14 protein-coding genes are annotated in these 14,027 nt (G+C 44.3%); all 14 read left to right on the top strand.

All coding sequences use genetic code 11. The annotated features are described in order from the left end of the window. Positions 1-12 precede the first annotated feature (12 nt). Positions 13-429, top strand: a complete 417-nt coding sequence (locus GXO74_02240) for a hypothetical protein (protein NOZ60477.1) — start codon at positions 13-15, stop codon at positions 427-429. A gap of 34 nt (positions 430-463) precedes the next feature. Continuing rightward, complete coding sequence (locus GXO74_02235) at positions 464-1,114, top strand: MotA/TolQ/ExbB proton channel family protein (GenBank protein NOZ60476.1); 651 nt, start codon at positions 464-466, stop codon at positions 1,112-1,114. Between the two features lie 2 nt (positions 1,115-1,116). After that, positions 1,117-1,653: a biopolymer transporter ExbD gene (locus GXO74_02230; GenBank protein ID NOZ60475.1), complete on the top strand. Its 537-nt coding sequence runs from the start codon at positions 1,117-1,119 to the stop codon at positions 1,651-1,653. 23 nt (positions 1,654-1,676) lie between these two features. Continuing rightward, positions 1,677-2,171 carry a biopolymer transporter ExbD gene (locus tag GXO74_02225; GenBank protein NOZ60474.1) on the top strand — a complete coding sequence of 165 codons (495 nt, stop codon included), beginning with the start codon at positions 1,677-1,679 and terminating at the stop codon, positions 2,169-2,171. A 54-nt stretch (positions 2,172-2,225) separates the two neighbouring features. Then, positions 2,226-3,413, top strand: coding sequence for a TonB family protein (locus tag GXO74_02220; GenBank protein NOZ60473.1), 1,188 nt, complete (start codon positions 2,226-2,228; stop codon positions 3,411-3,413). A gap of 251 nt (positions 3,414-3,664) precedes the next feature. Continuing rightward, positions 3,665-5,440: an aspartate--tRNA ligase gene (gene aspS, locus GXO74_02215; GenBank protein ID NOZ60472.1), complete on the top strand. Its 1,776-nt coding sequence runs from the start codon at positions 3,665-3,667 to the stop codon at positions 5,438-5,440. A 176-nt stretch (positions 5,441-5,616) separates the two neighbouring features. Continuing rightward, complete coding sequence (locus GXO74_02210) at positions 5,617-5,889, top strand: hypothetical protein (protein ID NOZ60471.1); 273 nt, start codon at positions 5,617-5,619, stop codon at positions 5,887-5,889. A 43-nt stretch (positions 5,890-5,932) separates the two neighbouring features. After that, on the top strand, positions 5,933-6,781 hold the full coding sequence (locus tag GXO74_02205) for a LysM peptidoglycan-binding domain-containing protein (GenBank protein NOZ60470.1): 849 nt from the start codon (positions 5,933-5,935) through the stop codon (positions 6,779-6,781). Between the two features lie 392 nt (positions 6,782-7,173). Continuing rightward, positions 7,174-8,208: a PhoH family protein gene (locus GXO74_02200; GenBank protein ID NOZ60469.1), complete on the top strand. Its 1,035-nt coding sequence runs from the start codon at positions 7,174-7,176 to the stop codon at positions 8,206-8,208. Between the two features lie 27 nt (positions 8,209-8,235). Beyond that, complete coding sequence (locus GXO74_02195; GenBank protein ID NOZ60468.1) at positions 8,236-10,521, top strand: HDIG domain-containing protein; 2,286 nt, start codon at positions 8,236-8,238, stop codon at positions 10,519-10,521. Then, a complete protein-coding gene (gene ybeY, locus GXO74_02190) occupies positions 10,514-10,936 on the top strand; it encodes an rRNA maturation RNase YbeY (protein NOZ60467.1) in 423 nt (140 codons plus the stop codon). The genes GXO74_02195 and ybeY overlap by 8 nt, the downstream gene beginning before the upstream one ends. Before the next feature lie 26 nt (positions 10,937-10,962). After that, positions 10,963-12,264 (top strand): HlyC/CorC family transporter, encoded by a 1,302-nt coding sequence (locus GXO74_02185; GenBank protein NOZ60466.1) that lies wholly within the window; start codon positions 10,963-10,965, stop codon positions 12,262-12,264. Positions 12,265-12,472: 208 nt separating this feature from the next. Beyond that, the gene (locus tag GXO74_02180; protein NOZ60465.1) at positions 12,473-13,627 is read left to right on the top strand and encodes a hypothetical protein; all 1,155 of its coding nucleotides are present in this window, start codon (positions 12,473-12,475) and stop codon (positions 13,625-13,627) included. A 72-nt stretch (positions 13,628-13,699) separates the two neighbouring features. Next, positions 13,700-13,891, top strand: coding sequence for a hypothetical protein (locus tag GXO74_02175; protein NOZ60464.1), 192 nt, complete (start codon positions 13,700-13,702; stop codon positions 13,889-13,891). Positions 13,892-14,027 lie beyond the last annotated feature (136 nt).

The raw sequence follows: 14,027 nt of genomic DNA, 5'->3' as shown, positions 1-14,027 counted from the left end.
ACGAGGTCGGGCATGAAAATTTATCGCGCTTTTGCGGCAGCTTTTTTATTAGTTGGCTTGTCGCTCTGTTTCAGCCAATCAGTCTTTGCGCAAACGAACGGTTCCAGCCACGAAAAAACGATTGCAGCGGACACTGGTAAGGCGGCGGCTGATGTACAACTGGAAGGAGATATTGTGCTGGAAGATATCAGCATCGAGGCGGTCATTGAAAAGCCCCGCGTTTCCATTGTGCCGAAGCGCATGAATCCGGAGTTTGGAGAATTGGAATTTGTGGATCGTTCTTTTGATCACGAGCTGAAAAGTTTCCCCCAAAAGCCGTTGGTCAACGACGACCGTTTATTTAAGCCGCAAAAGATCAATAATATTGCCAAGAGAATTGTGGCAAAGAAAAAAGCAGCGAAGAAATTAACAAACAATAAAAATAATTAATCGCTTTAGTGGCCAAAACTTGAGGAGGTCTCTGATGGCTGACATTTTAAAAAATTTCAGCACAAACTCAACGGGGTGGTTTTTCATGTGGGCATTGTTGGTAGCGGCTGTTTTCATGGTTGCTGTCGCAATCGAGCGAATTTATTACATCATGGTACGTTCGAATATCAATGCCCAAAAATTTATGGATGAAATAAGAAAACAGGTTCGCGCCGGGGATTACAAAAAAGCGATTGCTCTTTGCCAATCGGCGAAGAAAAGGGCGTTGCCTCAGGTCGTTTTGGCAGGATTGAAAAAAGTGGGTTCCGCGGAAAAAATTGAGTTTCGCGCCATTCAGAATTCTGTCGACGAAGGCACGCTGGAGGTGATTCCCAAATTGCGGGAACGAACCAGTTATCTGTCGATGATCGCTAATGTCTCGACGCTACTTGGTCTGATGGGAACAATTTATGGCCTGATTGCCGCTTTCAAATCAGTCTCATCGCCGGGAATCGACGCGGCGGAAAAGTCGCGCATGTTAGCGGCGGGCATTTCGGTTGCCATGAATACGACTCTGACCGGATTAATGATTGCCGTACCTGCTATTTTATTGTACACTTTCATTCACAACAAAACCGACCAGATTATTGATGAAATCGACGAACACACCGTAAAATTGATTAACTTAATTACAGGGAATCAATAAAAATGGCATTTAAACCGTCAAAACGCAGCAGCCGCACCTTTGAGCCGGTGCAGCTCGATATGACTCCGGTGATGAACCTGATGGTGGTTCTCATCCCGCTGCTTCTTTCGTCGGCGACGTTTGTCAAAATTGGCGTGATCGATTTGAATTTGCCTCCGACGGTCGGAGCAAACGTCTCGCAACTACAGGCGCCAAAGGAGTCGGAAAAGAATCTCGATTTGGCAGTGACGATTACCGAGGAAGGATTTTATGTTTCCAGTTCCATTGAAGTTGTAAAAGGGAACAAAAAAGGCGCACCGACCATTCCTTTGGAAGAAAACGGCAACTACAATTTTAAAAAACTGTCCGAAAAATTATATGAAATAAAGAAGCAAGCGGAAGGCCAATTTTCGGATACGAATAACATAGTTATCCAGGCGAATCCGGATATTCCCTATCAATTGCTGGTAAACACGATGGACGCCAGCCGGGAAATTTCAATTAAGCATAGAATCTTCACATTATTTCCCGATGTTTCACTGGCGGCCGGAATCATCTGACAGAAAAAAACGGAGTAAAATAAATGGCGTTTATACCATCGCGAAGAAAAAAACACGATACCGATCCCGGTAAAGTACGCCTGAATTTGACCTCGATGATGGATATGTTTACCATTATTCTGGTCTTTTTGCTCAAGACGTATTCCACGGAAGGGATGTTAATCCATCCTTCTGATTTGCTCACTCTCCCCACTTCGACCATCGAAAGACCGGCAGAAGTCGCGTTGGATTTGATTGTTTCCAAGCAATCGGTTGTGGTAAACCATGAGGAAGTGGCAAAAGTCAAAAATGTCATTAATCAGGAAGGATTAATTGTTCCGAATTTACTGAAAACGTTGCAAGTTTACGCCAGAGAAGCAAAGCACATGGAAGAGATGTACGGTACTAAATTTTCTGGCAAAGTGACTATTCAGGCGGACAAAGAGATACCCTATAAAGTATTAGTTAAAATAATGGCGACATGCGGACGAGCGGACTATCCCAATATGCGGCTTGTTGTGTACAAGAAAGAGGGATGAGAAAATCGCCTGCGTTAATCCTGAATTATTTGAATAAACCATTTTGGGGTGAAAGTGGAAGGACATTTTGATAGTAAACCTGAACAAAGTGGTTCTTTGACGGAAACCGGCGCGGACAGGTACGATCACATCATTTATATAGATTTTCCCAAGAAATACAAAAGGAGATTTACGGATTCATTTGACGCGCGGTTCGTTGTTATCTGGGCGATCACGTTCATTGTACAAGTGTCGCTCACGTACTATTTTTCCACGCATCTAATTTCCAATCCGGTGAAACCTGAAGAGATTCAAAAAATACAACAGCAATTTGCGCGTCTGGTATTAAAAAAAGAAATTAAGGTCGAGCCGAAGAAAAAGAGTCGGGCCACGCCGATCTCGCCAGAGCAGGCGAACGGCGAAACTAAGGCGCAGCGCGGAGACAAACAAGGCGGATTGGCTTCCGAGCAGACGGCGTCTTCAGTGGAAAAAAATACTCAGCGCGCAAGCGCCTCTGACCAACAAAATGTATCCGGCGAAGCGGTTCGCGGCGATAATCCATACCATGTGCCTGTCGCTCGAGGACGTCGCTTGCCCAACCGCGAGTCATTTAAGATTATTTCCCAAAATGTCGCAGACAAAGGCATCTTGGGACTTTTGGGGAGCGCGTCTGAAAAATCCACAGGGAAAGCAGTCAAGGACATTTTGAGCGAGGCTGACTTGGCGCAGGGAAAATTCAAGCAGACCCTTGACGATGTGGATGCCATTCATCGCGGGCAAAGCGCTTCGGAAGAGTTGGCGCAGCGCGACCAACGCGTTCGCCGCAAGAATCGTGCGGACGAGGAGGCGGATCTCGGAAATTTAATTGCCCGCCGGGAGCGAGTCGCGTCCGCCAATGTAAGCAGACAGCAAAATTTGGAGAAGCGGCGTCAGACGGCAGTCAGACAAAAAGAGCCGCAATTGGTGGGACAACGGAATCCTGACGATATTTCCGCGATTGTCAGCAAACATAATGCGGCAATTCAAGCTTGTTATCAGCGCGAGTTGCGGCGAAATCCTGATTTGAAAGGGAAAATCGTTGTGCGTTTCACAATTTCTGTGAATGGAAACGTCACTCAGGTAGAATTGATTTCTTCGACGTTAAACAATGAACGCGTGGAACGATGTGTGCTCAGCCGTATTCGCCGCTGGGATGATTTCGGCGCAATTGACAGGACGCTGGGTGAAACTACATTCCGACAAATATATACTTTTGGCTATTAAAATATTTAAGAAAAGTGAATTGCGAAAGGCCGCCCGGCAAAGGCGGTCTTTTTTTTTGTGTGAGAAGCTTAATGCCGTCAAAAAAGTCTTTCGTGGTGAGCGATTTCACAATTCATTGGTCACTTAATCGACAAATTTGTTCCGCAAGCAACGGAAAAGTCCAATTCGATGTTGCATTTGTCATTTATTTTGCTTAAATTAAATTATAGTGAAATTTGACTGCTGAATTTGAGGATGATGCATTGGAAAAGATAGCAATAAAAGCCAGAACTCATACTTGCGGAGAACTTCGCGGAAAACATGACGGGACAAATGTGACTTTGTGCGGTTGGGTGGACTCCAGACGTGATCATGGCAGTTTGATTTTTGTCGTAATGAGAGATGTGTATGGTATCACACAGATCGTTTTTGACCCTTCGGAAGATGGGGCCGTTTACGAATCTGCTCGTGAATTGAAGAGCGAATATGTGATCAAATTAACGGGAAAGGTGCGTCGTCGTCCGCAGGGAATGGTAAATCCGAACATGGCGACTGGCGAGATCGAAGTTGTGGCCGAGAAAGTGGAAATTTTAAACCGTGCCGATACCACGCCGTTTCCCATCGTCGAACATGTGGACGCATCTGAGGAGTTGCGGCTTCGCTATCGTTATCTGGATTTGCGTCGGCCTGAATTGCGGAAAAATATGGCGCTGCGTCATCGCGCGGCGCAAACAGCGCGTCGCTTTCTTGATGCTCAGGGGTTTTTCGAAATTGAGACGCCTTTTTTGATGCGCAGCACGCCGGAAGGGGCGAGAGATTATTTGGTGCCGAGCCGCATTCATAAAGGCAAATTTTACGCTTTGCCGCAGTCGCCGCAAACTTACAAACAAATTTTAATGATCGCCGGCTACGATCGCTATTTTCAAATAGTGAAATGTTTTCGCGACGAAGATTTGCGCTCCGAACGGCAGCCGGAATTCACGCAGATTGACATAGAAATGTCTTTTGTGGAAGAAGAAGATATTTTTCGTATTGCCGAAGGTTTGATGCAGACGTTGTTTGAGGACGTCATCGGAATTTCTCTGCCGACCCCTTTTCCGACAATTTCATTTGATGAAGCCATGCGTCGATTTGGCACAGACAAGCCGGATTTACGTTTCGGAATGGAAATTTCAGATGTCAGTGATTTTGTCAAATCCAGTGAATTCAAAGTTTTTTCTTCGACCGTCGCTAACGGCGGGATAGTGGCCGGGATTAATTTGAAAGGCGGCGCCGGCTATTCTCGGAAACAAGTGGATGGTTTGAATCAATTCATCATTGATCTCGGCGGCAAGGGCGTTTTGACGGCGAAGGTGAAAAATGATGGTTGGGATTCCTCGATTCAGAAATTTCTGACCGACAAAATGATGTCTCGCATCAGCGATGCCATGGCTGCTGAAGCGGGAGATTTGCTCATTTTCATCGCCGGGGAAAAAGTTTCAACCTTGACAAATCTCGGCAGATTGCGGAGCAAATTAGGCCGAGATGAAGATTTAATTTCAAAAGAGGAATTCAAGCCATTGTGGGTGACTGAGTTTCCGTTGCTGGAATTTGACGAGGAAGAACAGCGTTACGCGGCGATGCATCATCCGTTCACCAGCCCGCGGGAGGAGGATTTGGCGCTGTTTGATTCGTCTCCTGAAAAAGTAAAAGCCAGGGCGTACGATCTCGTTTTGAATGGCTACGAAATCGGCGGAGGCAGCATCAGAAACCATCGGTTTGAAACGCAAATGAAAGTATTTAACTTATTGAAAATTAGTGAAAAAGAAGCAAAGCAAAAATTCGGTTTTCTATTGGATGGTTTACGTTTCGGGGCGCCGCCGCATGGGGGAATCGCTTTCGGTTTCGACCGATTAGTCATGTTGTTAGCGGGCGAAAGTTCTATTCGTAATGTGATAGCATTTCCGAAGACAACGAGCGCTTTATCGCTGATGGATAATGCGCCGGCTGAGGTTTCGGACCGGCAGTTGCAAGAGCTGGGGATAAAAATAATTACGCCCTTGCAATAAAAAAGTGTATTTATAATATTTTTTTCTTGACAATTACTTTTTTTTTTGTTATTATTAAATGACTTATCAGGTTACAAATTGTTAATCATTAGCTGAAATTGAAATCAGTCGATGATAAAAGACAAAAGTTTCACCAAATAATATGCGAACTTAACAACGGAAGGAGGTGTAAGTTGATGCGCAAAACGATGAGAACGTTACTTGTCGTTACGTTTATCTTTGCACTAATGCTGTCTGTTTTCTTGACCGGCTGTACTCGTCATCCAAATGAAAAGCAGTGTGCTGCGTACGAGGAGCAGGTAAAAGCCACAGATGCTGCGGAGCAAGCTTTGCAGAACAAGAAGGAAGACAAAACTCAGGTTGAGCAACAGCTCAATGATGCGAAGCAAAAGCTCGAGGCAGTAAAGAGCGAAAAATCCACAATTCAATCAAAATTAGGCGGAATGTAATTTGCAAAATCACTCATTAACTCATAGAACCTGGAGGCTAAAGATGAGAAGTGTCATAAAAATTGCATCCGTTTTCGCTCTGATTCTTACCGTGACGCTGTCAGTCGCTTCTTTCGCGCAAACCTGCCGTGAATGGACGATGGATGAGTACAACGCCAAAATGGCAGAATTGCAAAAACGCGAAGCAGATGCGAAGGCGGAAATGGCTGCACTGGACAAAGAAATTGCCGGGCTGAAAGATGAAATTGCAGCTACGGAAAAGGCAACTGCTGATGAATGGCAAGCCGTTTACACATTGCTGGGAACCGACGAGGCCGGCGCGAATCAATTCGGCGCTGATCTGGATGCATTGGAAGGAAAAGTCGACGAGTTGGCTGGTTTGACTCCGGAAGAACTTTTCCAGCGCAGAAAAGAAATTGACCAATTGGAAGAGCAACTAAACGGATACAAAGGCAACAACATCGCTCTTCTGAGCACCATGCAGGACAAACTCGCTGTGATCGAAGGAAAAATCTCACAGCTCCGCGCCAGTTTACCAAAGGCGGTTTATGATGAATACACTGTTGTGAAAGGCGATTATTTGTGGAAGATTTCCGGCAAGGAAGATATCTACAATGATCCCTATCAGTGGATTCGCATCTACACTTACAATCGCGATCAAATCAAAGATCCGGATGCGATTTATCCGGAGCAAATTTTTAAAATTCAACGCGGCGTGGGCGCCAACGAATATTTGGTCGTCAAAGGTGATTTTCTTTACAAGATCGCCGGCAAGGCGGAGATTTTTAATGACCCGACTAAATGGACCAAAATTTTCGAGGCGAACAGCACAGTCATTAAGGATAAAAATGTCATTTATCCGCACCAAGTGCTAATTATTCCCGAGGAATAGTATCTTTTACACAGGGTTCATGCCTGTAACTCAAAAAAGATTGATTGCGAACAGAGCTCCTGGCTATCTTTTTAATTGGCCAGGAGCTTTTTTTGTTTGGAATATAATGAGAACTTTATTATATTTAGATTGTTTATAAAGAATGATTCCGGTTCTCAGTTAGTCGTTTAACGTTTTTGTGGCACTCGGGAATTCAAGCACTAAAGTCCAATCAAAAAAAAACGACAACAATTTACTCGAGTCGCAAAATACTGGACCCGAACTTAAAAACGCAAACCCAAAAAAGACTGAGTAAAATTTTTAGGCGGGTAGAGCGGTCATTTTTGAATTTATGGCAAAATTTTTGTTATTTGCAAGAAAGCAATTAAACTAAAGGAGTAGACTTTTTTTCGATGGCAGAGGATCAGATTAAAAAGAAAATTTCTTTGAGCGGAATTGATCAATTGCAATTATATGGTTTGAACGACAAAAATTTGAGAGAAATTGAACGGCATTTTAGCCATAGCAAAATTATTGCTCGCGGCGGCGAATTGACTTTAATCGGCGAAAAAGAAGAAACAGAGTTGTTGGAAAGGGCTATCGGTGAATTAATTACAGTCCTGGAACGAACTGAGCAGATTACCGACAATGACGTGCAAACTATCATTCAGGCGCTGAAATCCGGCAGGGTGAAAAAAGGAAGTGATACCAATCTCGCCGGCGCGATTATTTTTACGAAGGAAGGCAGTATTAAGCCCAAAACGCCGGGACAGAAACTTTACTATGAATCGACACAAAAAAATGATATTGTTTTTGTCATTGGTCCGGCGGGAACAGGGAAAACATATTTGGCGGTAGCGATTGCGTTGTCTCATCTGCGGGATAAAAAAGTCGAAAAAATTGTCTTAGCGCGTCCGGCGGTGGAGGCCGGCGAAAGTCTCGGGTATTTACCGGGCGATTTGAGAGAAAAAGTTGAGCCTTATTTGAAACCGCTTTACGATGCGCTTTTTGACATGGTGATTCCGGTAAAATTGAAAAAGTTTACGGCAAATGGGATTATTGAAATTGTGCCTTTGGCGTATATGAGAGGTCGCACGTTAAATAACGCATTTGTGATTTTGGATGAGGCGCAGAATACCAACCCCAACCAGATGAAAATGTTTTTAACCAGGCTGGGAGTGAATTCCAAAGCAATTATTACGGGCGACATTACACAGATCGATTTGCCGAACAAACAGGAATCCGGGTTGGTGCAAATTCAGGATATTTTGAAAGGCATAGAGGGGATCGATTTCATTTACCTTACGGATCGCGACGTCGTTCGTCATCGTTTGGTGCGGGAAATTATCAAAGCGTACGCGGAACATTCAAACAATAAGTCCGCTTCGGGTAGATCGGCGGCGACTGAGGACAAGGCTGAGCCAAGCGATGATAATAAAATTGGTTGAGCGATTGATTTTGATCGGAGAATTGCAGTGCAATCTTTATTAAAAATATTGGAAAATTTGCGGCGGAATATTTTTCACCGAAAAGGGAGAAATGGCAATGGTGCTCGCAAAAAGGACGTCGAACGTTGCGTTTGGTTGATTGTAATTGGACTGGCCTTGACGATTCTGATTTCGCTCATGTTGCCGCGCGGCCGCTCTTTCAAATATTCTGATCTTAAAGAAGGAGAAGTTTATGTCGGCGACGAGATAATCGCGCCATTCACTTTTCCCATCAATAAAACTGACGATGAGTACCAGCGGGATCTCCGCCGGGCGGCGAGCGAAGTGATGCCGGTTTTCGTCCGTAACGACAGCATTCGTTCTCTGGAGTTGACGTCCATTGAAGTATTTTTTGATTCATTAAATGCAATGGCCAAGGAAGCGGATGAGACAAATTTGTCTAAAAAATTATCTCACTTGCTCGCTGATTATAAGATTAACAGTTCGGAAGAAATTTTGTCTCTTCTGCTGCAAGAGATGAAAAATAAAACTCTGGGAGAACTGGAACAGCGCGCCATTCGAATTGCCCGGGATATTACGTCAGTCGGTATTCTGGATCAGCCACGCGAGAGCGTCAGGGCTGTTAATGGAAAGATATCGGTTGTGACGGATGTCGAAGAAATAATTTCTGAATTGTCCGATTTTTATGATCCGTCGCAAATCGGAGATGTCCTGTTGGAGAAACTTAGAACAGAATTTGAAAATGATGATTTGAAAGTGAAGGCGGGCTATGAAATTTTGCGCGTATTTTTGAGACCGACAATTATTTTTGACCCCAATGAAACCCATCGAAACATTGAAGAAGCGAAAAAAAATGTACCGCTCGCAAAAGGCACGGTACTTGCCAATGAGCGGATTATCGACCGCTACGAGCGTGTCACTAAAGCTCACATTGCTAAACTGAATTCGCTGGCCATTGAACTCGCCGAACGGGAATCCGACAAGCGGGGTATTTTAGGCGTCTTTCATTTTTTTAGTCGCTTTTTCTTGATCATGCTGGTGCTGAGTATTTTTGTTATGTACTTATTTTTTACACAGCGGTCTGTCATGTATGATCTGAATCGGGCGATCCTGATCGCGTTGATATTTTTCCTTGTCAGCTTTGTGAGTTTTTATATTAATCGATTTCATTTATCGCCGTATCTGATGCCGATTACGATTGGGTCGATGTTGTTGGCAATTTTTCTGGGCACGAGAATTGGAATTGTCGGAACCATCACCTTGTCTTTGCTGTTAGGGAGCCTTCGCGGCAACGAATTTAATATTGCTTTGATTTCCATGGTCGTCGGCGTTGTGGCTGTGCTGTCCGTGAGCCGAATTCGCAAACGTAACTGGCTGATAAACTCTATCGCGCTTATTATCGGCAGCTACCTGATTTCCATTACCGTGGTAGAGATTTTGCACTATACGCCGTGGCGTAAAATATTTCAATATTGGATGTACGGCGCCATCAACGGTTTTTTGTCGCCTCTGTTCGCCTATGGATTACAGGTTTTGTTTGAAAATATTTTTGATCTGGTGACGGACATGAAATTGCTGGAACTCTCCGATTTGAATAGCCCTTTATTGCGCAAGATGTCAATTCAGGCGCCGGGAACGTATCATCACAGTCTCATGGTGGGAAATCTTGCAGAAGCAGCGGCGGAGGCAATTGGAGCAAATTCGCTGCTGGCGCGAGTTGGTTCGTACTACCATGATATCGGAAAAATAGAAAAGCCGGAATATTTCATTGAAAATCAGACGAAAAACCGCAACCCGCATGAGAAACTTTCGCCGTCCATGAGTTGTTTAATTTTGTCTAATCATGTTCGTTCTGGTTTGGAGCTGGCGAAAGAATATAAACTGCCGCGTGAAATTCGCGATTTCATCGCCGAGCATCACGGCACCAGCAAAATGGAATATTTTTACCAAAAAGCGCTGGAAATGGGCAATGAAGAAGAAATTGAGGAAACGAATTTTCGGTATCCCGGGCCCAAGCCGCGGACAAAAGAAACGGGTATTGTCATGTTAGCCGACGCTGTTGAGGCGACTTCCCGGACGCTGAAAGACCCGTCTGTGAGCCGCATCCGTGGAATGGTCATTTCCATTGTTCAGCGTCGTTTTCAAGAATCGGAATTGGACGATAGCCCGCTGACTTTGCGCGATTTAACGAAAATTACTGAAAGTTTTGAAGCGGTGCTTTTGAGCACGTTTCACGGCAGAATTGAGTATCCGGATCAGGAAGAAAAATTGATCCCATCAAAAGAAAAAAAGGAAAAGCAGGCTGATGGTTGAGATACGGTTTGATATGAGTGAAGCTCGTGGAGATATTGATGATAAGGCTGCCCGAGCTACGCTGGAGAAAATTTTGACCGATCATAATTTCAACGACGGCTGGCTCAATGTTGTGATAATAGGCGATACATTGACAAAAAATTTACACGGGCAGTATTTGAACGATCCGCATACGACAGACGTATTAAGTTTTGAATTTGACATTAATCGAGACATCGGATACATGGAAGGCGAAGTCTATGCAAACGTTGAGCAGGTGAGACGACAGTCCGAGGATTACCAAACTTCGCCGGAAAAAGAATTGATGCGTGTGATCTGTCACGGTGTTTTGCATCTGGTCGGCTACGCTGATGGCGCCGTGGAACAAAGGGAAATCATGCGCGAGAAGGAAGATTATTATTTGAAAAACTATTAAAGCGATATTAAGGAGGGTGGCCCTTTTTGGAAGTTGACTCGATATTCCGTGTAGTATTATTTTTTGTGCTCATTGGCTTTTCAGCATTTTTTTCCGGTTCAGAATCAGCGTATTTTTCCTTGTCTAAAGAGCTGGTCGACCGCTTGCGCGAAACGTCGACTTCGGGCGCGATGAGGGTGACGCGCCTTCTGGACAATCCCCGCCATTTGTTGGTGACGATTTTGTTCGGAAATACTATTGTCAATGTGGCGGCGGCCAGCGTGGCGACGTTGTTGACGGCTGATTTGAGCGCTGCATTCCGTTTGCCGCATAGCTTGTCTATATTTATTGAAGTGGTCGTTGTGACTTTGATTTTGTTGGTTTTCAGCGAGCTAACGCCGAAAGTTATCGCCGTTAAAAATCCCTACCAATTTGCGGAAAAAGCCTCCATCCCGTTAACGCTGTTTTTTTATCTCTTTTATCCGATCACTCTGATTTTGGATAAATTCCCGGCTCTGGTTTCCGGCGCGATGGCGACGCGAGTGAAACGCCACTTTCTTTCCAAAGACGAGCTCAAAATCCTCATCGAAGTCAGCGAGGAACACGGCGCTCTGGAAGAAGATGAAAAGGAGATGATTCACTCAATTTTCGAATTTTCAAAGACTACCGTCAGAGAAATCATGGTGCCGCGAATCGATATGGTATGCGTGGAACGAAGAGCGCCTCTGGAAGAATTAATTTACATCATTAAGGAAAGAGGTCATACCCGCATTCCGGTGTATGAGGAAAAAATCGATAATATTGTGGGGGTCATTCACGCGAAAGAATTGTTGCCATTTATCGACCATGCGAAGAAGAAAGAGACCGATCTGGGCAATTTAGCTCGTGAGGCGCATTTTGTCCCGGATACAAAGAGAATCGATGAACTGCTCAGCGAATTGCAGAAAGAGAAACAGCACATGGCGATTGTCGTGGATGAATATGGCGGCACCGCCGGGCTTATCACGTTGGAAGATGTCATTGAAGAAATTGTCGGCGAAATTCAGGATGAATATGACCAGGAAAATCCGCTGTTTGTCAAATTGAGCGAGAACAAATATCTGGTCAATGCAAAAATTGATCTGGATGAATTGAATGAAGAATTGGGCATGAAGCTGCCAGTGGATAAGAATTACGAGAGTCTTGGCGGGTTGATTTACGAGCAAATTGGCGCCGTGCCCCGAAAAAAACAAGTTGTCAGGTATGGATCATATAAGTTTGTGGTGGAAAAAGTTCAAAAAAACCGTATTGTTGAAGTTATTGTTATTAAGGAAAATAGCGAAAAATCAGACGAGAACGGTGCTGATTAAGGGATGTGCCGGCATAATTACATGCCTCGTTGTCATTTCTCCATCGAGAAAAAAAACTTGACTATTCGGATTGAATTTTGTAAAATATATAAATTAACAATGCGGAGCGAATTGACAAAAATTTCCTCTTCAAGTTCACTGACAATCATTTGCGGGTTTTTTAAGTACAGTAAACGAGAATTTACCGGACTAATCCAAGGAGGTAGTTATGCATCTGATGCGATTTGACTTCCGTGACATGTTTAGGGCGCCAAGATTGGCGTTGAGTATTCAAAGGATTTGGATTCAGTTTGTCGGATTTGTGGTTGGTTTTTTAGGCTATTGGGTTTTAACCTATCTCAGTTTTGCTATTTCAGGGATAGGAATTTCAGTCGGATGGAAAAAATATGGTCTTCTTCCCTGCCTGATGGGCGAACAGGGGAATTGGATCAGCTACATCGTTTTCGCAATCGGCATCATCTGGCTGATTGTGGTTTATCTTGTTACAGCGACAGCAGTTTCCCGCGCCACTTACATGCTGCTCAAAGGAAATAATTTTTACACCTGGCGCGAAGCTTTTTGTTTTTCCAGTAAAAAAATCTGGTCTCTGATCCTGTCGCCGGTTTCGTTGGTGATTTTGATCGCACTCATTGCTTTCGGCGGCGCCGTAGTCGGATGGTTGGGACGCATTCCTTACGTCGGTGAATTTGGCGTGACAATTTTTACGCCAATCTGGATGTTTGCCTCATTACTGTTAGTTTTTATGGCGATTGTCGTGGTTATCGCTGCGCTATTGTCTCCGGCAATTCTGGCGACGACCGACGATGATGCTTTCGAAGCGGTTTTTCAGTCATTTTCTCTCGTCTGGAGCCAACCCTGGCGATTAATTTTCTATCAGGTCATCAATGGAATTCTGGCAATATTTGCCTTTTTTGTGCTGGCGTATCTATCAAAAAAAGCATTCATTGTCATGGATCGTATTTTTGCGGCGACCATGGGCGCTGATTATCAAAATATTTCTGCTCACGCTATGTATCTGCTCAGCGTGTGGGTAGCTTATTCCATTGTTTGGCTGGAGCAGTTGATTGGTAACTTTGCTCCGTGGATTTATTTCAGCCGCGAGTTTGTTCCGCTGAATTTGCCCATGTACCAGATCGTTGCGGCTCACATTTTTGCCGTCTGGATGTTCATTGTAGGCGGTTATGTCGTTTCTTACGGTCTGTCGTCTTTGAACGTGGGACATACTCTGGCATACCTGATTTTGCGTAAGAAAAAAGATGACGAAAATTTGCTTGAGCGAAAAGATCGCGAAGAAGAGGAAGAAGAAGAAGAGCCAGAAGCCACGCCTGACGGTGAGCCACAGCAAAAGGCTGATAAAAAATGATCGGCTTGAAAAAATAATTTTTCCCCAAAAATACCGCCTTTTGCCGTCAAGAGGCGGTATTTTTTCTTAAAGATGAAGAAAAGAGCGTTTCCCTCGTATTTGAATTTGTTCGAAAAAGGTGAAATTACCCGCCGCGCCGGTGAACTTTGGTCAATGTATCGCCGCTGTCGTCTGTGCCCGAGAAATTGTAACGTCGATCGGACAAAAGGCGGCAAGGTTATTGTGCTGCCGGCGCAATACAGTGCGCCTCCGAGGATAATTTGACAATTCGCAGGATTTCCACAACGGAATATTTGGATGCCGTAGCGTTGGCGAAAAATTTGGATTTAAGGCGAGGGTTGAGTTGATGAATGAAATTGTTTTGCAGATGAAAAATATCCGTAAAAAGTACCCCGGCGTT

The sequence above is a fragment of the Calditrichota bacterium genome (assembly GCA_013152715.1).
Lineage (GTDB): Bacteria > Zhuqueibacterota > Zhuqueibacteria > Thermofontimicrobiales > Thermofontimicrobiaceae > 4484-87.
This window is presented reverse-complemented; position numbering and strand designations above follow the sequence as displayed.

Excerpts from the sequence above, each read along its gene's own strand:
- GXO74_02240 (NOZ60477.1), top strand. The coding sequence starts at position 13 with ATGAAAATTTATCGCGCTTTTGCGGCAGCTTTTTTATTAGTTGGCTTG.
- GXO74_02235 (NOZ60476.1), top strand. The coding sequence starts at position 464 with ATGGCTGACATTTTAAAAAATTTCAGCACAAACTCAACGGGGTGGTTT.
- GXO74_02230 (NOZ60475.1), top strand. The coding sequence starts at position 1,117 with ATGGCATTTAAACCGTCAAAACGCAGCAGCCGCACCTTTGAGCCGGTG.
- GXO74_02225 (NOZ60474.1), top strand. The coding sequence starts at position 1,677 with ATGGCGTTTATACCATCGCGAAGAAAAAAACACGATACCGATCCCGGT.
- GXO74_02210 (NOZ60471.1), top strand. The coding sequence starts at position 5,617 with ATGCGCAAAACGATGAGAACGTTACTTGTCGTTACGTTTATCTTTGCA.
- GXO74_02205 (NOZ60470.1), top strand. The coding sequence starts at position 5,933 with ATGAGAAGTGTCATAAAAATTGCATCCGTTTTCGCTCTGATTCTTACC.
- GXO74_02200 (NOZ60469.1), top strand. The coding sequence starts at position 7,174 with ATGGCAGAGGATCAGATTAAAAAGAAAATTTCTTTGAGCGGAATTGAT.
- ybeY (NOZ60467.1), top strand. The coding sequence starts at position 10,514 with ATGGTTGAGATACGGTTTGATATGAGTGAAGCTCGTGGAGATATTGAT.
- GXO74_02180 (NOZ60465.1), top strand. The coding sequence starts at position 12,473 with ATGCATCTGATGCGATTTGACTTCCGTGACATGTTTAGGGCGCCAAGA.
- GXO74_02175 (NOZ60464.1), top strand. The coding sequence starts at position 13,700 with ATGAAGAAAAGAGCGTTTCCCTCGTATTTGAATTTGTTCGAAAAAGGT.